Origin of the sequence: Nostoc commune NIES-4072 (genome assembly GCF_003113895.1) — a bacterium.
GTDB classification, from domain to species: domain Bacteria; phylum Cyanobacteriota; class Cyanobacteriia; order Cyanobacteriales; family Nostocaceae; genus Nostoc; species Nostoc commune.
Genome location: NZ_BDUD01000001.1, coordinates 4,067,097 through 4,086,486 on the forward strand (window position 1 = coordinate 4,067,097; position 19,390 = coordinate 4,086,486).

The 19,390-nt window shown below is 40.5% G+C and carries 14 protein-coding genes and 2 pseudogenes; 12 read left to right on the forward strand and 4 right to left on the reverse strand.

Annotated elements, in window-relative coordinates:
• Positions 1-16: 16 nt before the first annotated feature.
• A pseudogene (locus CDC33_RS17885) lies at positions 17-1,195 on the reverse strand (efflux RND transporter permease subunit); the annotation flags it as partial.
• A gap of 603 nt (positions 1,196-1,798) precedes the next feature.
• Here CDC33_RS17885 and CDC33_RS17890 point away from each other — a divergent pair.
• Together CDC33_RS17890 and CDC33_RS17895 are read left to right on the forward strand one after the other, a co-directional pair.
• Positions 1,799-2,680, forward strand: coding sequence for an Npun_R2479 family HD domain-containing metalloprotein (locus CDC33_RS17890; RefSeq protein WP_109009623.1), 882 nt, complete (start codon positions 1,799-1,801; stop codon positions 2,678-2,680).
• 131 nt (positions 2,681-2,811) lie between these two features.
• Complete coding sequence (locus CDC33_RS17895) at positions 2,812-3,927, forward strand: ABC transporter permease (RefSeq protein WP_109009624.1); 1,116 nt, start codon at positions 2,812-2,814, stop codon at positions 3,925-3,927.
• A 177-nt stretch (positions 3,928-4,104) separates the two neighbouring features.
• Here CDC33_RS17895 and CDC33_RS17900 read toward each other — a convergent pair whose 3' ends face one another.
• Positions 4,105-5,217, reverse strand: coding sequence for a WG repeat-containing protein (locus CDC33_RS17900; protein ID WP_109009625.1), 1,113 nt, complete (start codon positions 5,215-5,217; stop codon positions 4,105-4,107).
• A gap of 89 nt (positions 5,218-5,306) precedes the next feature.
• On the opposite strand from CDC33_RS17900, the pseudogene CDC33_RS41975 reads away from it, so the two are divergent.
• Positions 5,307-5,432 (forward strand): annotated as a pseudogene (locus CDC33_RS41975) (IS982 family transposase); the annotation flags it as partial.
• 20 nt (positions 5,433-5,452) lie between these two features.
• Here the strand turns inward: CDC33_RS41975 and CDC33_RS17905 are convergent.
• The gene (locus CDC33_RS17905; RefSeq protein ID WP_109009626.1) at positions 5,453-6,478 is read right to left on the reverse strand and encodes an ABC transporter permease; all 1,026 of its coding nucleotides are present in this window, start codon (positions 6,476-6,478) and stop codon (positions 5,453-5,455) included.
• A 143-nt stretch (positions 6,479-6,621) separates the two neighbouring features.
• Positions 6,622-8,274 (reverse strand): ABC transporter substrate-binding protein, encoded by a 1,653-nt coding sequence (locus tag CDC33_RS17910; protein WP_109009627.1) that lies wholly within the window; start codon positions 8,272-8,274, stop codon positions 6,622-6,624.
• A 590-nt stretch (positions 8,275-8,864) separates the two neighbouring features.
• On the opposite strand from CDC33_RS17910, the gene CDC33_RS17915 reads away from it, so the two are divergent.
• From CDC33_RS17915 to CDC33_RS17955, 9 genes are all read left to right on the forward strand, one after another.
• Positions 8,865-9,191, forward strand: coding sequence for a hypothetical protein (locus tag CDC33_RS17915; protein WP_109009628.1), 327 nt, complete (start codon positions 8,865-8,867; stop codon positions 9,189-9,191).
• Between the two features lie 471 nt (positions 9,192-9,662).
• A complete protein-coding gene (gene psbB / locus CDC33_RS17920; protein ID WP_109009629.1) occupies positions 9,663-11,192 on the forward strand; it encodes a photosystem II chlorophyll-binding protein CP47 in 1,530 nt (509 codons plus the stop codon).
• A gap of 109 nt (positions 11,193-11,301) precedes the next feature.
• Positions 11,302-11,409: a photosystem II reaction center protein T gene (locus CDC33_RS17925; protein ID WP_084227385.1), complete on the forward strand. Its 108-nt coding sequence runs from the start codon at positions 11,302-11,304 to the stop codon at positions 11,407-11,409.
• A 301-nt stretch (positions 11,410-11,710) separates the two neighbouring features.
• A complete protein-coding gene (locus CDC33_RS17930; protein ID WP_109009630.1) occupies positions 11,711-12,802 on the forward strand; it encodes a 30S ribosomal protein S1 in 1,092 nt (363 codons plus the stop codon).
• A 326-nt stretch (positions 12,803-13,128) separates the two neighbouring features.
• Complete coding sequence (locus CDC33_RS17935) at positions 13,129-13,863, forward strand: HAD family hydrolase (RefSeq protein ID WP_109009631.1); 735 nt, start codon at positions 13,129-13,131, stop codon at positions 13,861-13,863.
• An 836-nt stretch (positions 13,864-14,699) separates the two neighbouring features.
• Positions 14,700-15,338: a DUF4360 domain-containing protein gene (locus CDC33_RS17940; protein ID WP_109009632.1), complete on the forward strand. Its 639-nt coding sequence runs from the start codon at positions 14,700-14,702 to the stop codon at positions 15,336-15,338.
• A 537-nt stretch (positions 15,339-15,875) separates the two neighbouring features.
• Complete coding sequence (locus tag CDC33_RS17945) at positions 15,876-16,508, forward strand: DUF4360 domain-containing protein (RefSeq protein ID WP_109009633.1); 633 nt, start codon at positions 15,876-15,878, stop codon at positions 16,506-16,508.
• Between the two features lie 632 nt (positions 16,509-17,140).
• Positions 17,141-17,776, forward strand: coding sequence for a DUF4360 domain-containing protein (locus CDC33_RS17950; RefSeq protein ID WP_109009634.1), 636 nt, complete (start codon positions 17,141-17,143; stop codon positions 17,774-17,776).
• 916 nt (positions 17,777-18,692) lie between these two features.
• Complete coding sequence (locus CDC33_RS17955; protein WP_109009635.1) at positions 18,693-19,325, forward strand: DUF4360 domain-containing protein; 633 nt, start codon at positions 18,693-18,695, stop codon at positions 19,323-19,325.
• The last annotated feature ends 65 nt before the right edge of the window (positions 19,326-19,390 follow it).

A 19,390-nucleotide genomic window follows, 5' to 3' on the forward strand; every position in this document is an offset into this window, starting at 1 on the left:
TGGTAAAAGTCTGTAGTTATGAACGCGATGGTTTTTTACCAAAGCCATAGCGCAATCTATCCTTAATCCAATTCTGGAAGTTGTCAATGTAGCTAAATATCACTGGCACTACTACCAGTGTCAACAGGGTAGAAGTTGTAAAACCGCCCATAATCGCAATTCCCATTGGTTGGCGAACTTCAGAACCCGCGCCAATTCCTAATGCTAAAGGCAAAGTCCCGGCGATCGTTGCCAAAGAAGTCATTAAAATCGGACGCAAACGTGATACACCCGATTCTACTTGCACCCGAATGGGGATTTGCCGATCGCTTAAATTAAATTTCGCCAAGTTGGCCTCATTATCGCCGATGGTAGCAAGAGAAGCAGTCCGAGCGATCGCTTGCACTGTCACGCCCAAATCTGCTGCCCGTTGTGGGTTAGGAATTACCAAAATCTCTGGTTTAACTAAACTCGCAGTAGAAGATACTTCCACCAATCCGGGTAGCGATCGCATCTGCTTTTCTAGGGCATCAGCCGCTTTATTCAACGCTTCGGGATTTTCACTTCTGAGGACAATTGATAAGCCTTTGCGATCGCCACCTGGTGACTGACTTTGGAAACTAATTCTAGCTCCTGGTATTTGCTCAAAGTCAGGGCGTACTTGTTCTTCAAACTGTTTTTGGGAAATATTTCGTTCTTCTCTAGGTTTGAGATTAATCGCAAGGGTTGCAGAATTGATTTCTTCCGTTGCTAATACACGTTCAACTACTGGGTTTTGCCGGATGAGGTTAGTGGCTTGTGTGACTACCTTGTTAACATCTTCTAATGTCGAACCAGGAGGTAATTCTATAGATACGTTGGAAATTCCAAAATCGCCATCATCCACAAAACCCTTGGGAATCATCGGAACCAGCGTCAGACTCGCAATAAAGAAAGCTAAAGCGATCGCCATTGTTGTCAATCTATGGCGTAACGCCCACTCAAGGAGCGATCTATAAGGTTGAAACCCGCGACGCTTCTCAGTTCTGACTTTTCTGTTTCCCTGATTTCTACCTGGAAGTGTAAATTTAAAATTAAACAATTTTATTACTCCCCCTCCCCTACTCCCCACTCCCCACTCTCCACTCCCCTTTTCCTTCAAAAGATACGCCCCCATCATTGGCGTAACCATCCGCGCTACAAGAGTGGAAAAAATTGTGGAAACGGCAACGGTAACACGCATTTCATAGTAAATGTCTTTTATATACCAACGTATATAATAAAACAAGCTCACCAAGAGTAATTACTACCAAAAAAAGCTTAAAACAAGTTATGTCAGTTGTGATACAAAAATTGTCCTATATCATCTAGTTACTCAACGTCACACACTATATGTATTTAGATCACTGTCAACCAATGGTTAGATATGAAAAACTAGTGAAGCAAATCTAGATTTATCTAATTTCAAATCCAGCCTTTTATGTATAAAGTTATATCAAATAAATATTTTTGTTTGGCATAGATAATTCCTCTGAAGCCCTTGTGTTACTAGGAAACCATTCTCTACCATGCAATTTAGGCATAGGACAAGCTAGCGTCCACAGCTACACATGAGTTACAAATGAGCAAAATATATTGTCTTAAATTCATGTGAGTTCCACGAACCTCTCCTACCTAGTCTCCCTCCCAAGGGGGAGCGATGAAATAATCAGGTTTTTAAGCCTCTCTCCTAGAAGGAAAAATGAATAAAACTGAGGTTAAATTCCAGCAAGGGTAAGCCTGATTATGGAATTTTGAAATCAAATCAATAAATAATTGGTATTTACCAGAGTAACCAGATATGTTCAATGCCACTGAAATTTTAATTGATGCCTTTGTAAATGAAATTCGAGAAGGCTACCGTCGCACTTATGGCTGCTTCAAAAATGATTATCAGGATATCATCGCCTGGGCTGGTAACATGGCTTTAGAAAACATTGCCAATAGCGACGCTCTTTATCATAATGTTGAACACACAGTACTTGTAACCCTGGTAGGGCAAGAAATCTTACGTGGTAAACACATTAGAGAAGGTGGTGTTTCTAGTGAAGACTGGCTGCATTGTATCATTTCCTTGGTGTCTCATGATATTGGCTACGTTAAGGGAGTTTGCCGACAAGATCGAGAGACAGCAAACTTATATTCCACAGGTAAAAATGGCAAAATGATTTCTGTAGCTCCTGGCGCTTCTGATGCTAGTCTGACGCCATATCATGTTGATAGAGCCAAGCTTTTTATTGATGAGCGTTTTGGAGGTCACAAGTTAATAGATGCTGAGGCAATTAAGAGCAATATTGAATTAACTCGATTTCCTGTGCCTGCGGCAGAAGATCATCAAGATACAAGGTGTTTTGCCGGATTAGTCCGTGCTGCTGATTTGATTGGTCAACTAAGCGACCCGCGTTACCTGAAGAAAATTACTTCTTTATTTTACGAGTTTGAAGAAACTGGAGTAAATAAAGTTTTAGGCTATAAAACCCCTGCTGATTTACGTAATAACTACGCTAAGTTTTACTGGAATGGCGTCTATCCCTATATCCAAGAGGGGCTACATTATCTATCACTGACACAACAGGGAAAACAAATTCTAGCTAATCTCTACTCAAACGTGTTTGTTGTGGAACATGAAAAACAACAGGAAGAACAGCAGCGCTATTTAGAGAAATTAGGAGTTGGGAATTAAAGAGACGCGATTAATCGCGTCTGTATAGGAGTTGGGAATTAGAGACGCGATTAATTGCGTCTGTATAGGAGTTATGAATTAAGATAAAAGTCTAATAACTCATAACTCATAACTTATAACTCCTAACTACTATGGATTGGTGGCGACGACTGAAGAAAAATCCTTTGGCACGATTTGGGGCAATTTTGCTGTTAATTTTCTACATAGCAGTAATTGCAGCAGATTTCGTGGCTCCTTATGACCCCTATGCTTCACAGCCTAATGGTTCACTGCTGCCACCAACTAAGATACATTGGGTTTCTAAGTCAGGCCAGTTTGTTGGGCCGTATATTTACCCGACGACTCAGGGAGATACGAATTTAGAAACAGGCGATCGCGAACTCATTGTAGACTTAAAAAAGCCATCACCCCTGCGTCTATTTGTCTCCGGGCCAGAATACCGATTGTTGCAGATGAGTTTGCCACTACCCCCAAAGTGGGATGAAGTCACAATCTTTCCTGGTATTCCCTTAAATTGGCATTTATTTGGTACAACAACTGGGGCAAAATTCAACATCTTGGGCACTGATGACCAAAGCCGCGACCAATTCAGTCGCCTGCTGCATGGTGGTCGCATCAGTATGTTTATCGGGATTTTTGGCATTATCATTACTTACCCCCTCGGTTTAATCATCGGGGGAATTTCTGGCTATTTCGGCGGTGTGACTGATAGCGTCATTATGCGCTTGGCAGAAGTGTTAATGACTTTCCCTAGTATTTATCTTTTGGTGACTTTAGGGGCAGTTTTACCACCTGGTTTAAGTAGTACCCAGCGCTTTTTGTTGATTGTAGTGATTACTTCGGTTATTAGCTGGGCTGGTTTAGCACGGGTTATTCGAGGACAGGTACTATCAATCAAAGAGCGAGAATTTGTCCAAGCCTCGCGTGCAATGGGTGGAAACCCGATTTATATTATCCTCCGCCACGTTTTGCCGCAAACAGCTAGTTATGTAGTTATCTCTGCTACTCTTGCAATTCCTAGCTTTATTGGTGCAGAAGCAATACTGAGTCTCATCGGTTTAGGAATACAACAACCAGACCCTTCTTGGGGAAATATGCTTTCTCTAGCTAGCAATGCTTCAATTTTGGTGCTGCAACCTTGGTTAATCTGGCCGCCGGCTGTGCTGATTATCCTCACAGTGTTAGCATTCAACTTACTCGGTGATGGGCTAAGAGATGCACTTGATCCTCGTAGTTTGAGAAGATAAACGTTTAGAATAGCAAATACTGTCGCCGAAATAACAAATGCGCTCGCCGAAATAACAAATGCGTACGCCAAAGTAACAACGAATAAGCACATGCAGGGTATAAAATTCCTTGTAAGTCTTATATCCACTGCCATGAAATGCGATGTTTCACTTTGGGAGTAGTCAGAGCGATCGCTCTCATTTAAAAGTTACAGGTTGCCAGACAAACTGACCAGAATGATTAATAAAACCTTCACTGGCTGCATTAACTTTTACATAAGCTAGTCCATTTGTAAAAGGTGACACCTCCTGAAATTTTGGTTCGATAACTATCGAACCACTTTTATTGATGTAGCCCCATCTCCCTTTGATTTCTACAGATGCTAAACCTTCAGAAAAGTATTCTGCTATTCGGATATTAAAATCGGGGGGAATAGCAACCTTTCCTTGCATATCAATATAACCACATCCTGTCGTTTGATTAGGTAACTTTAAACGTACCGGTAATAATCCTTCTACAAATCCCTTGGCAGTACTTTTTGTTTGAAAATCAACACTACAAGTCAAATCTAGTTGATTTTTTAGCACCTTTCCGGTTTTGTCAATTAACATATATTCATCATCCCTATAGTTTACTTTGCTAACTATAGCTCTGTTCATGGCAAAGTCAGTTCCAGCCTTATATTCAAATTCAAAAGGAATTGACAATTTTCCTGAGTAATCGATATACCCTATCAATGCTTCTTGATATGCTCCAACTTGGACAAATGCCAAGCCATCGTAAAAACCTCTAACACGATCAAACTTTGGCTCAATAGCTATCTCTCCTTTAGTATTAATAAAGCCGAATTTATCTTTAACTACTACAGCAGCCAATCCACCCTTAAAGCCCCAAACAAAGTTCCAATTTTGCTTAGGCTTAATTACCACGTTCCCCCGCTGATCAATAAAGACAGGTGTTGTCTCTCCTTCTAAAGAAACTAATGCTAGTTTTTCTGAAAACGGTTGAGCGCCAATATATTGTGGCTGAATTACAAACTCACCTTTATGATTAATAAAACCCCAACGTTCTTTAACTCTTACGGCTGCCAAGCCATCAGAAAAAGGCTGTGCATCTAGAAATTGTTGTTTAATAACTACTTGCCCAGTTTCATTGATAAAGCTGACACCATCATTGGTTTTAATAATAGAAAACTTTACAGGCTCAGAAGATATTTCTGGAGGAATATATCCACTTCTACCGCACCCAGAGATGAAGACGAGATGACTGATGAGAAACAAAGTTCCAATTTTGCCTTTTTTGACGCTCATTTCTCTGTTTTCAAATTTATGCGTGTATTATATAGCAGATTACTATATTGATAAATTTGGACTTTTACTTTGTTAGCTTGATTTTCAGTCGTAGTCCATTTAACTTTTTGGTTAACTTGATGGCTGGTAATCGTGCTTATACTTATTTACCTAAAAAATCTTCGATTGATATTTACCCAAAAGATTTACCTGCACTACCTCCTGCCGTTTTCTAGTTCCGTCGAACTCACGTTACTTAATACCGAATTCGCGGATCTACATAAGCATTTAAAATATCAATCAAAATACTGGCACTCACAACGATCGCACCAAAAAATACGAGTATTCCCTGGACTGTGGGATAATCGCGATCGGCGATCGCTTGATAAAGTCGATTAGCTAACCCAGGCCAAGAAAATGTTACCTCTGTCAAAATCGCTCCACCTAACAGAGATGCAAAGGTTAATCCCAAGACTGTAATTACTGGAATTAAGGCATTTTTTAAGGCATGGGAGGCTAAAATCTTATTTTCACCAATACCTCTGGCTCTGGCGGCTTCTACATAATCTGCTTGCAAGGTTTGCTTTAAATTCACTCGCACAATTCGCTCAAAAATCCCACTGAGCAAAATTCCCAAAGTGAGACTCGGTAGGGCAAGATGGTGCAAAGATGTGAAAAACTGAGTAAAATTTCCACCGAGTAAGCTATCAATTGTGTACAGTCCAGTCACAGTAGCGGGAGCTAAAAGATTGGGCGGAAAGCGGTTGGAATTGGGAAACCAACCCAGTTGGACTGAGAAAATCAACTGTAAAAGCATTCCCGCCCAAAACATGGGGAGTGCGTAAGTGATGATACCAAATAAGCGCCCACCGACATCAAAATATGTCCCTGGACGAGAAGCTGAGAGAGTCCCAACCGCAATTCCAACGATGAGTGCAACCGCCATACTACATACTGCTAACTCCACCGTCGCCGGGAAATGTTGTCCAATTATGTGCCAAACATTATCTCCGCTACTCAACAAAGAAGTTCCCAAATCAAAGCGCAACAAATTTCCCAAATAATTGAGATATTGTAGCCACAGAGGAAGGTTTAAACCTAGTTGTTTTCGCAAGTCTTCTTTAGTAGCTTCTGGCGCACGTCCGCCGAGAATTGCATCTGCTGGATCTCCTGGTGTTGCTCTTAGTAAGAGAAATACAATGGTGATAATCGTTAATAGCTGAAGTGGCGCGAGAAGCAACCGAGAAACAATGTAATATTGTAAAGCTTTAGAACGAGACATAAGCAATTCAAAATTATAAATGCAGCTTTTGGAACTATCTTAGCTATTAACTAGATATATATTGAACATGAAACATTTTACTTAAGAGTCAAAAGTCAATAGTCAACAGTTATTACTAATGACTAATGACTAATGACTAATGACTACTTTTTAATTGTCTGGTAAACCAGAATTTGGGTAGGGTTAAGTTGTACGCTGTTCACACCATTTCGGGCGAATACATAGTCTTTGCTTTGCCATAAAGGAACATAAGGTACATCAGTAGCTACTTGCGTTTGAATTTCTGCAAAAATTTTCTGACGCGCTTCAGGATTTAGTTCTTTGCGTTGCTGATCAATCAGTTTATTCATGGCTTCGCTATAGTAAAACGAACCCTGAGTTTGACTGGCTCCATCTTCGCATCCTTTAGCAACTGAACCTTTATCACAAGTCAAAAACGGTTGGACATAATTATCTGGGTCTAAAAAGTCTGGATACCAATCAAGTAAAGCTCCTGGATATAATCCTTTGGAAATGTCTTTAAAGAAGGCTGGCCCTTCCGCCTGGGTGACTTCAATTTGAAGTATTCCATCCATTTTGGCATCAACAAGGGATTTGAGCGTCTGTGCTGCCAAACTACGAGTAGGTGAACTAGAAGGATACCAAATTTGTACTTTTGCAGGATTTTCTTTAGAAAAACCAGCAGTAGTTAACAATTTTTTAGCTTGATCAAAGTTAGCATCACCATATTTTTCTTTAAATAATGGCACAGAAACTTTCAACGTTGTCGGAATCATGCTATAGAGCGGATCTGCTTGACCAAGTAACGCCCGCTCATTTAACAGTGGACGGTCAATTATTGATGCGATCGCTTGTCTAACTTCTAATTTATCTAAAGGCTGCTGATTCCGGTTTAATACCAGATAACTTACTACACTACCCTCAGCTGCGATCGCTTGCCAATCCCCTTTTTTACCACCTTCTGACAAACTACGATTTTGATCTGGCTGTAGTGACAGATAAGCTACATCGATTGCGCCTGTACGGAAAGCATTAAACAAATTAACCGGACTAGTTTGAATTTGCAGGTTAACACCCTTGTTAACTGGTTTTTCTCCCCAATACTTATCAAACACATCAAATCGGATTGAATCAGTACCATACTGTCCTAATTTGTAAGGGCCAGTCCCCACAAAAATATTCGGCTTAAATTTACCAGCACCAAGTTCGTAAGCTTTTGGCGAAACTGCACATACCCCAGGAAACGCCAGCAATGAAGAAAACGCTGCAAAGGGCTTTTTCAGCTTGATGGTTAACTCATACTCGCCTGTAGTTTTTACATAATCTACTACATCACCTAGTAAGAATGAGGGTTTTCCTTTATTTTGAATAAAGCGGTTGATGGTAAATGCCATTGCTTGGGCATTGAAGGGAGTCCCATCGTGAAAAATTACTCCCTGACGTAAGGGGATGGTATAAGTTAAGGCATCTTGGCTAACTTTTGGTAATGCTGTAGCTAGCTGCGGCTTAATTTCAGTGCTTCCTGGTTCGTAGGTGTAGAGGCGATCGCTCATATTAAACACCAAACCTAAGGATGCTAACTCATAAGCATCAGCCGGATCAAGGGTTCTCGGCTTCGCTGTTGTACCTATAGTAATACGACCATCACCTGTAGGACTATTTACAGAACCCGATGGTGGCGTAGTTACCTGTGGACGAGGAGCGCAACTAACAACTAAAAATAAACATAGACAGAACAAAGATAGGAATTGTGTAATCCGACCCAACCGTTTCACGGACAAGGAAAACCAGGTCATAGCAATAAAATATTTTATCTTAGCGGTCAGCAATCTTACTATATTTGTGGCTATTGTGCTTGATTTTTACAATTAGTTACAGCAATAGCTGTTGCTAAGTATGCGAATATATAGCAGTCCTAAATCATTTCTGAAAGCTTCTCTTTCATTTCTTGGCGCTCTTAGCGGCGGTTAGTTAATTTTCACAACTCAGCCACGATTGCTATAGTTAAGTTTATTACTGTGCGATGTCTACCACGGGCTACGCCTACGCACTATTTGTTACAAAAAATTATTAACAAAAAAATAAACTTTTAGGATTAGTTAAATAATGAAAGATTTTTATTTAATTAAGATTTTAAACATTTCCTAAATTTGTCGTAAATTCATAATTACTAGTGAATAGATTTGTTAAGCTTTGGTCGTAAGTCAAGTAGTGTACATTAAAACTTTGCCTGTTGCTACTTGGGTACAGACAGATGTGGAGTCGTTTTTCATAGAAAACGGCTACATGGTTTTACTTAGCAAACAAGAGTGTTTATACATCAGCGAAGAAAGCGATCGCGATATCGTAAACAGCAGATTGAAAGTCTAATAGTGAGACTAAAAACGTGAAGTATTTCTTTCTATCTGAGGGATGGGCAGTTGCCAGAGTCTGGGCATCTGATGGACTCTGGCAAATAACTGCATGGCGACGCCAACCAGATATTCAGCGAATGAATATTTGTTTAGTAGAACAAAATGAATTGCTATGGCTTTATCGAGTTGAAGAAGCCGTTTTAACCGTCGAAGTGAAGCCAACGACAGCAGTAATTGCCAGTCAGACCATAGGTCAAGTAGTACTCAAACGTCTGATGAGCGCTGAACAGGTAATTGAACGCCTGGGTACGGCTGAGACAAAATGTCAACTGCAAAACATCCACTTGGTGGTTCAGTAGATACTACGCAGTAGGGAATAGGGAGTGGGCAGTAGGGAGTAGGGAAAAGCCAAGTAACATAACAACATAATTATTCTTGTCACCTCCTCTTGTTCCCCCACTCCCCACTCCCCTCATAAAGAAAAGATAAGAAAATTTAATCCCCGACAGCGATTGGTAGCGAAAAAACTTGGACATGCTACGCGATCGCATCAATTTACACGCTTGCAAACAATTCCATCAATAGTTACACTTTTTAAAACATTCTCATTTTTGCTTGCGGTGGCTACCCTACAAGGTAAACCTCCCGAAGCGAGTAAGCATTGCCAAAGCAACCGCGCTGTCTAACTTATAAGACTAAGCTGTGGTAAGGCTCTGGCTCTGGCAATAACAAAAAACAAGAGAGAGTTTTCTGAGTGGCGAGTTTCGTTCCTTAGAATCTCAGTAAGAAAATTGCTTTGTAAACTAACTCATCGAGGAGGAGCGTAGTCGATGGGACTACCCTGGTACCGAGTACATACAGTCGTTCTGAATGATCCAGGACGGCTGATTTCTGTACACTTAATGCACACAGCCTTAGTAGCAGGCTGGGCTGGTTCGATGGCACTCTACGAGCTAGCTGTTTTTGACCCTAGCGATCCGGTTCTCAATCCCATGTGGCGTCAAGGGATGTTCGTTCTACCCTTCATGTCACGTTTGGGCGTTACCCAATCTTGGGGTGGTTGGAACGTTACTGGTGGCCCAGCAACTGATCCTGGTTTCTGGTCATTTGAAGGCGTTGCTGCGGCTCACATCGTTCTTTCCGGTCTTTTGTTCCTAGCTGCCGTTTGGCACTGGGTTTACTGGGATTTGGAACTCTTTAGAGATCCCCGTACTGGTGAACCTGCCCTAGACTTGCCAAAAATGTTTGGCATTCACCTGTTCTTATCTGGTCTACTTTGCTTTGGATTTGGTGCTTTTCACCTCACCGGACTATTTGGCCCAGGCATGTGGGTTACTGACCCCTACGGTATAACTGGAGCCGCGCAAGCAGTAGCACCAGAATGGGGCCCAGATGGTTTTAACCCATATAACCCTGGTGGGATTGTGGCTCACCACATTGCTGCTGGAGTTGTTGGTATTATTGCAGGCTTATTCCACCTCACAGTTAGACCCCCCGAACGGCTCTACAAAGCCCTACGGATGGGGAACATTGAAACAGTACTTTCTAGCAGTATTGCAGCAGTTTTCTTTGCTGCTTTCGTTGTTGCAGGTACTATGTGGTACGGTAACGCCGCCACCCCCATCGAATTGTTTGGCCCAACCCGCTATCAATGGGATCAAGGCTACTTCCGTCAAGAAATTCAGCAGCGCGTCCAAACAAGTGTTGCCCAAGGTGCAACCCTTGAGCAAGCTTGGTCGCAGATTCCCGAAAAGCTGGCTTTCTATGATTACGTTGGTAATAGCCCCGCTAAAGGCGGTCTATTCCGTACAGGGCCTATGGTCAAGGGTGATGGCATTGCTCAGTCTTGGCAAGGTCACGCCGTATTCAAAGATTCTGAAGGACGGGAATTGACCGTGCGTCGTCTCCCCAACTTCTTTGAAACCTTCCCAGTGATTTTGACCGATGCAGATGGAATTGTCCGCGCTGACATCCCCTTCCGTCGGGCAGAATCTAAGTATAGCTTCGAGCAATCTGGCGTCACCGTCAGCTTCTATGGTGGCAATCTGAATGGTCAAACCTTTACAGAACCAGCTGATGTGAAGAAGTATGCCCGGAAAGCTCAAGGCGGTGAAATCTTTGAATTTGACCGCGAAACCTTGAACTCTGATGGTGTATTCCGCACCAGTCCTAGAGGTTGGTTTACCTTTGGACATGCAGTATTTGCTCTATTGTTTTTCTTTGGTCACCTCTGGCATGGCGCTCGGACAATCTACCGAGACGTATTTGCTGGTGTTGATGCCGATCTAGAAGAGCAAGTTGAGTGGGGTCTATTCCAGAAAGTGGGTGACAAATCAACCCGCCGAAAAGAAGCCCTTTAAAGAACAGAAAACTGGGGACTGGAGACTGGGAAAAGTTTTCCCAGCCCCTAGTACCCAGTACCCAATCCCTAATCCCTCATTACTAGCTGGATAGGCAGGAAATCGTAATATGGAAAGCGTTGCGTACATCTTGATTTTTACTCTGTGTATAGGTACTCTCTTCTTTGCGATCGCATTTCGTGAACCCCCTCGCTTTGAGAAACCAAAAGATAAGTAGATCCTATATAACAGACCTTTAAGCGGATTGAATCTTAGTATCCGTTGCTACTATGTATAGTGGCAACGGATATTATTGTATTTGTCTTTTATGTTGTTTCTCACTAATGACCAATGACTAATGATTAATGACTAATTGTTGTGATATAATTTCCAATCTTGGGAGTAGATATGTGTTAATACTAGCTTTTCTGCGCTAGGATGAAAATGGATGTTAATGTAAGCTGCCATAAAAGTGTTTGCATAACACATCGCGCTTGTCGCACAACCTTTACGGAGACTAGAACCAGGAACAAATCAGCATGGTCAATCAGAATTTAACCGCTACAGAAATTGGATTCACTCACGAAGATTTCGCTGCTCTACTTGACAAATACGATTATCATTTTAGCCCTGGTGATGTTGTCCCAGGAACAGTTTTCAGTATAGAGCCGCGCGGCGCTCTGATTGACATTGGTGCTAAAACTGCAGCATATATTCCTATACAAGAAATGTCTATTAACCGGGTAGACAGCCCGGAAGAAGTCTTACAGTCAAACGAAACACGGGAATTTTTCATCCTCACCGATGAAAACGAAGATGGTCAATTAACCCTTTCCATTCGCCGTATTGAATATATGCGGGCTTGGGAGCGCGTGCGCCAGCTGCAAGCAGAAGATGCTACTGTTCGTTCTGGCGTATTTGCAACCAATCGCGGTGGAGCATTGGTACGGATTGAGGGATTACGCGGCTTTATCCCCGGCTCCCATATCAGTACCCGCAAACCTAAAGAAGAATTGGTAGGCGAAGATTTGCCATTGAAATTTCTAGAGGTGGACGAAGAACGTAACCGTTTAGTTCTATCTCACCGTCGGGCGCTGGTTGAACGTAAGATGAACCGCCTAGAAGTCGGCGAAGTAGTAATTGGTACAGTTCGTGGGATCAAACCCTACGGTGCTTTCATCGACATTGGCGGCGTGAGTGGTCTACTGCACATTTCTGAAATTTCCCACGAACATATTGATACACCTCATAGCGTGTTCAATGTCAATGATGAAGTAAAAGTTATGATCATTGACTTGGATGCAGAAAGGGGTCGCATTTCCCTATCTACCAAGCAGCTAGAACCCGAACCCGGCGACATGATTAAAAACCGGGATTTGGTCTACGATAAAGCAGAAGAAATGGCTGCTAAGTATCGTGAACAACTGTTAGCCAAGCAACAAGGTGCTACTGCGTCTCCTGCTGCTGAAGTTGTAGCAGAAGAAGATATTCCACCAGCAGCAGAACTTGACGAAGATATTCCACCAGCAGCGGAACTTGAAGAAGATATTCCACCAGCAACGGAAACTGAAGAAGATATTCCTACAGCAGTGGAAACTGAAGAGGGAATTCCAGCAGCTATTGAAGAATAATACATTTATAGTTTTACTTATTTATAAGTAAGAGGATTAAATCTTTGTAAAAAGAGGGGAAAACCCTCTTTTTTTATGTAGAGAATCGGGAGCTATAGGATTACTATTTGATTTTTGAACGAAATTAGGTGTTGTAGAGTGTTGTAGAGTGTGTTAGAACGGAGTTCGTAACGCACTATTATCAAGGGTTTGATGCGTTACGCTGTCGCTAACACATCCTACGGATATTTTCAGAAATCAAACCGGATTCCTATATTAGGAGTTAAGCATAAAAATTCATAACTCCTCACTTTTAACTAAATTTTAATTAAATAAAATGAAATATTATGGTAGCTATTAAATGTAGAGATATCACTTTTGATAATATCCAGGCAATTTTGTTTGACAAAAACGGTACTCTAGAAGATTCAGAAACGTATTTGCGATCGCTCGCACAAAGAGCAGCTAGGTTGATAGACGCTCAAGTTCCCGGTATTGGGGAACCGCTATTAATGGCATTTGGTATCTATGGGAATATTCTAGACCCGGCGGGTTTGATATCGGTAGCGAGTCGCCGTGAAACAGAAGTTGCGGCTGCGGCATATATTGCCGAAACAGGTAGAGGGTGGTTTGAATCTTTAAAAATAGCCCGTCAAGCTTTGGATGAAGCAGAAAAATACATTGAAAAAACTCCTTCACCCCTGTTTGTAGGTAGCTTAGATTTATTGAAATACCTACGAAATGGGGGTTTGAAACTCGGTATCCTCTCCGCAGCAACAAGTGATGAAGTACATAACTTTGTAGAAAATCACCAATTAAATGATTATATCGAGTTGGGAATGGGAGTAGATGAAGGGCCGAGTAAACCAGATCCAGTCCTATTTTTGCAAGCTTGCCAAGCTTTGGGAGTCCAACCAGGCGTTACATTGATGGTAGGTGATTCCGTTGGTGATATGCAGATGGCGCGTGATGCTAAAGCCGCAGGTTGTATTGGTATCACTTGGGTGGGTAAGTCGGATAACGTCCGAGGAGCAGATGTGGTGATTAATCAGCTTGATGAAATCCAGATTTTAAAAGATTAGCTTACCTTTAACGACGCCAAATAGCTGCTGAAAGGATCTTAGCTAATAGCGATGTCTGACGACAAGCACTGATGCTCGTAAGCCTTGCGTTATTTACGTAAGGGCGTCTGGCTCTCTACCGAGTTCCCAGTCGCCTGACGCCACTTAAGAGCAGTTGCTACAGACAACTCCTAGAACCCATTACCTCCTCTACTTGGGGCCTCTCTAAGTAGAGCAAATAGCTAACGAGAGAAACCCTACCAAAAGCGCATGTCTCACTGCTACATACCTAAGTACTTTCCCGTAATAATTTGTTAAAATTTACTTGATCTATTCCTTTAGATAGATATAAAATGTTTCTCAGATGACTTACTATTTTTTTTGAGGATTGTTGCAAGAGCAATTCTCAACAAAAAAATTCAGAAGTCAGAATTCAGGAGTCAAAATCAATTAGTGGGAGATTAAGACCCGCCTATTTGTAGTTGACTACTAAATCTTCTCCTTTGGAGACGCTACGCGAGCAATTTAGTCGCCGCCTTAAACCATTTGTTCATCCGCTCGTAGGGTAGCTACCCCAGTTTTACAGAATTAAATTCTAGATTGCCAATTTTAACTCCTGAATTCTTGTCTGATAAGTGAAATACGCTGATAAATAATTAATTTCCAAGCTAGAAATTGATTTTTTTATCATGCTTCTGTCTGGCTTAACAGAGCGTATTGCACAGATTTAATAACTGCTAAAAGTCCTCAAACCCTAAACAGGCTGCTGGGTAAAATTCCTTTGCGTAGAAGTATCTTAGGAATTTTCAATTGCAGCTCATGTCCAGAAGTTAAACGTTTTTGCGGAGTCGAAAAATATGAAAATTTTAACTGGTCTGATTTCCAGCTTGACGCTACTGAGTTTAAATGTTGTTGGTTTATCTCAGGTACAGGCTCAACAAACACCACAAGGATTTACTTTTCAAAAAGTTCCAGTAACTCTTTTCGGAAATGGTTGCCCAAGGGGAACAGCAGAGGGAATTTTGAATGGAGATACTCTTTCAGTAACATTTTCTCAGTTTGAAGCTAAAGCTTTGTTTCCTAGAGTTGTATCAGCAGCCTGCAATCTACGGATCGGTCTTAATGTACCTTCTGGATTGAATGTTCAGCCGGTTAACGTCCAGTATCTTGGCTTTGCAGATGTGCCTAAAGGAGGCAGTGCTGACCTGAACGTTAGAATACTATTTCAAGGTCAAATAGTACCAACTAACAATGATCCAAACCGAAGGTTTAACAGTCCCTTCTCAGATGTTTGGGACAAAAATGTAGGTATTACATTAGGTACAATAAATGCATGTAAGAATCCAGTGAGTTCGGTTTTTGGTATCAATACAAATCTGACGGCAAGAGCTACAACTGTAGCTCAAAATCAAGAAACCCAAATCCGAATTGATACAATTGACACAACAATTGGCCCTGTATTGTTCCAAATCAAGTTTGCTTTTAATCCTTGCTAGGTTTTTAAATGCATAATCTGCATTTAATTTTTCACAAAAGCTGATGCCTCTAAGAGGATGTTTTAAAAGTCCCAGAAGGTATATTTTTACCATTCTGGCTCAGGTCAAGTGCGACGAAAAAAATGCGATTTCAGCCATATACTGAGATGCTTCGCCGTGCTTTATCCTTAGAGGAAAATACCGTTTTAAAACATCCTCTAAAGTTGTTTTACCAAACTTGTCCAAAGATTTCTTACAATCGCTCTGAAGAAATCTTTGGCTATCCGTTTTGAAAAATAGTATTGGCAAGCAAATGGCAATTCTTAAATAATGAAATACGCTGATAAATAATTTCAAATCCCGAAATTGATTGTTTTATCGTATTTCTGTCTGCTTTAACCCGGACGTATTGCAAACAATTAAGAATTGCTATAAGTCCTCAAACACCAAAGAGGCTGGTGGTTAAAATTCTTTTGTGTAGAAGGAAGAGTCTTAGGGAATTTTAAGTTGCAGCTAAGTTTGTACAGGAAATTAAACGTTTTCGCGGAGTCTAACAATATGAAAATTTTAACTGGCATTATTTCCAGCTTGACCCTACTGAGTTTAAATGTTCTGGGTTTATCTCAGGTACAGGCTCAAACACAAGGATTTGAGTTTCAAAATGTTCCAGTAAGTTTTACAGGAAATGGTTGCCCACCGGGACAAATACAGGGAGTTTTAAATGGAGATACTCTTTCAATAACATTTTCTGCGTTTGAAGCTAAAGCTTCACGTCCTAATGTTGTATCAGCATCCTGCAATCTGCGGATCGGTCTGAATGTACCTTCTGGATTTAACGTTCAGCCGATTAACGTCCTATATAATGGCTTTGCAGATGTGCCTACACGAGGCAGTGCTGACCTGAACGTGAAAATACTCTTTCAAGGTAGAGAAGTTCCAACTACCGATAATCCAAACCGAACCTTTCCGGCTGGCTTCTCAGATGTTTGGAGCAAAGATGTAGGTATTGTATTAAACACAATAAATGCATGTAGTAGACCAGTTAGTTCGGTTTTTGGTATCAATTCAACTCTGACGTCAAGAGGTACAACTATACCTAGAGGTCAAGAAACCCAACTCCGAATTGATACAATCGACACAACAATCGGTCCTGTATTGTTCCAAGTCAAGTTTGATTTTAATCCTTGTTAGGTTTTAAATGCATAGTTAGTTTTGCATTTAATTTTTCCCAAAAGCTTAACTCTCAAAAGTGGCTTTACCAACTTATTGAAAGATTTTTTCTAATCGCTTTGAAGAAATCTTAGACTCTATCTCTTGATAAGTAATTAGGTTAAGTCAAACTAGCTGATAAATCATTCTGAATTGGAGAATAATTCAGAAGTAAGAATTCAGGAGTCAGAATCAATTTAGTGGGGGGTCAAACCTACCATTGTTGAACAGTAAATCGAACGCGAGTGCGTCTCCAATAAAAAAGATTTCGTGAGGATATTAAATCCATTTATTCATTCTGCTGGTCAACTACCTACTGCTGCGCTATCCGCCAGTTATACAGAATTTAATTCTGAATTCTAAGTCCTGACTCCTGAATTATTTTCTGAGAAGTGAAATACGCTGATAAATAATTTCCGAGTCAGAAATTGGTTGTTTTATCCTGTTCTGTATCTTTTAAGCAAAGCGTGTTGTAAATAATTAAGAACTGCTAGAGAATCCTCCAATCTGGAAAATGCTACTGGGTAAAATTTGTTTTTGTAGAAGTATATTTAGGAGTTTGACATTGCAGCTAATACGCCCAGGAGATTACATAATTTTCGTGGAGTTATTATATGAAAGTTTTAACTGGTCTATTTTCCAGTTTGACGCTACTGAGTTTAAATGTTGTGGGTTTATCTCAGGTACAGGCTCAAACAGCGACAGGATTTAGGTTTCAACAAGTTGGTGGAACTTTTTTCGGAAATGGTTGCCCAAACGGAACAGCACAGCTAGTTTTGAATGGAGATACTGCTTCAGTAACATTTTCTCAGTTTGAAGCTAGAGCTTCATCTTCTAAAGTTGTATCAGCATCCTGTAATCTGCGGTTCGGTCTTGATATACCTTCTGGATCTAACGTTCAGCCGATTAGCGTCAGGTATCTTGGCTTTGCAGATGTGCCTACAGGAGGCAGTGCTGATTTGAACGTTGACATATCATTTCAAGGTGCAAGTGTTACAACTATTAATAATCCAAACCAAACGTTTCCGGCTGGCTTTTCAAATACTTGGAACAAAAATATAGATATTGTAGCAAACACAATAAATGCATGTAGTAGACCAGTCAGTTCGATTTTCGGTATCAATTCAACTCTGACTGCAAGAGCTAGAGGTATACCTGCAAATCAAGAAACCCAAATCCGAATTAATACAATTGATACAACAATCAAGAATGTATTGTTCCAAATAAAGTTTGCTTTTAAGCCTTGTTAGGTTTTTAAATGTATAGTCATTTTGCATTTAATTTTTCCCAAAAACTGCTCCTTGTAAAGCTGTACTAACTTATCGAAAGATTTATTCAATCGCTCTGATTGAAGAAGGAGTCAGAAGTCAGAATCCAGGAGTCAGAATCAATGTTCGTTGGGGATTCAGACCCCAACCAATTGTAGACACCGTGCAGACGATGGGGTTTTAAACCCGTTTATTCATCCACTAAATCGATTCAGAATTCAATTCTGAATTCTGGCGACTGACGCATGTATTCTGTTTGATAAATCTTTGACTCTCTGTCTTGATAAATAGTTAGGTCAAGCCAAAGTCGCTGATAAATCTAACGAAATGACAATTTGCAAAAAATATGTCTTTGGATAGGTAAAATATATTTTTCTTTGATAGGTTGATGGTATAATGTTTGTAAAACTTATGTTTGTGAGGGCAATTCTTAATTCAAGAAGAATTCAGAAGTAAGAATTCAGGAGTCAGAATCAATTAGTGGAGAGTTCAGTTCCGCCATTTTCTTGTTGAACAGTAAATCGAACGCGAGTGCGTCTCCAAAGAAGAAGATTTAGTTAGGGTCTTAAACTAACTTATTCATTCGGTGGTAGACTCGCTACCTCTGCGTTATCTGCTTTCTCGTGCAGAATTCAATTCTGAATTTTAAGTCCTGACTCCTGAATTATTTTCTGATAAGTGAAATACGCTGGTAAACAATTTCCAAGTCAGAAATTGATTGTATTATCATATTTCTGTCTTTATTAACCAGAGCGTATTCCATACATTTAATGATTGCTAGAAATGCCCAAAACTCAAAGAGTTTGCCACGTGAAGTTTTTGTGTGTAGAAGTATATTAGGAGATTGACATTCCATGTAATATTCATAGGAGATTACAGATTTTCGCGGAGTTATTAGATGAAAGTTTTAACTGGTATGATTTCCAGTTTGACTCTACTGAGTTTAAATCTTGTGGGTTTATCTCAGGTACAGGCTCAAACAGCAGGATTTGAGCTTCAAGAAGTTCCAGTAACTCTTTTCGGAAATGGCTGCCCAAACGGAACAGCAAAGGGAATTTTGGATGCAGATACTCTTTCTATAACAATTTCTGAGTTTGAAGCTAAAGCTTCACCTCCTAAGGTTGTATCAGCATCCTGTAATCTGCGGATCGGTCTGAATGTACCTTCTGGATTTAACGTTCAGCCAATTCAAGTCAAGTATCTTGGCTTTGCAGATGTGCCTACAGGAGGCAGTGCTAACCTGAACGTGAAAATACTTCTTCAAGGTCAAGAAGTTCAAACTATCGATGATCCAAATGCAACTTTTGCGCCTGGTTTCTCAGCTACTTGGAGTAAAGATGTAAATATTGTATTAGGCACAATAAATGCATGTCAAAACCCAGTAAATTCGATTTTTGGTATCAATACAAATCTGACGGCAAGAGCTAGAGATATACCTACAAATCAAGAAACCAAAATCCGAATTGATAAAATAGATACAGCAATCGGCCCTGTATTGTTCCAAATCAAGTTTGCTTTTAATCCTTGTTAGGTTTTTTAATGCATAGTTAGTTTTGCATTTAATTTTTCCCAAAACCTGATCTTTGTAAAGCTGTA

Coding starts and splice junctions, on each gene's coding strand:
- CDC33_RS17890 (WP_109009623.1), top strand. CDS start 1,799: ATGTTCAATGCCACTGAAATTTTAATTGATGCCTTTGTAAATGAAATT.
- CDC33_RS17895 (WP_109009624.1), top strand. CDS start 2,812: ATGGATTGGTGGCGACGACTGAAGAAAAATCCTTTGGCACGATTTGGG.
- CDC33_RS17900 (WP_109009625.1), bottom strand. CDS start 5,217: ATGAGCGTCAAAAAAGGCAAAATTGGAACTTTGTTTCTCATCAGTCAT.
- CDC33_RS17905 (WP_109009626.1), bottom strand. CDS start 6,478: ATGTCTCGTTCTAAAGCTTTACAATATTACATTGTTTCTCGGTTGCTT.
- CDC33_RS17910 (WP_109009627.1), bottom strand. CDS start 8,274: ATGACCTGGTTTTCCTTGTCCGTGAAACGGTTGGGTCGGATTACACAA.
- psbB (WP_109009629.1), top strand. CDS start 9,663: ATGGGACTACCCTGGTACCGAGTACATACAGTCGTTCTGAATGATCCA.
- CDC33_RS17925 (WP_084227385.1), top strand. CDS start 11,302: ATGGAAAGCGTTGCGTACATCTTGATTTTTACTCTGTGTATAGGTACT.
- CDC33_RS17930 (WP_109009630.1), top strand. CDS start 11,711: ATGGTCAATCAGAATTTAACCGCTACAGAAATTGGATTCACTCACGAA.
- CDC33_RS17935 (WP_109009631.1), top strand. CDS start 13,129: ATGGTAGCTATTAAATGTAGAGATATCACTTTTGATAATATCCAGGCA.
- CDC33_RS17940 (WP_109009632.1), top strand. CDS start 14,700: ATGAAAATTTTAACTGGTCTGATTTCCAGCTTGACGCTACTGAGTTTA.
- CDC33_RS17945 (WP_109009633.1), top strand. CDS start 15,876: ATGAAAATTTTAACTGGCATTATTTCCAGCTTGACCCTACTGAGTTTA.
- CDC33_RS17950 (WP_109009634.1), top strand. CDS start 17,141: ATGAAAGTTTTAACTGGTCTATTTTCCAGTTTGACGCTACTGAGTTTA.
- CDC33_RS17955 (WP_109009635.1), top strand. CDS start 18,693: ATGAAAGTTTTAACTGGTATGATTTCCAGTTTGACTCTACTGAGTTTA.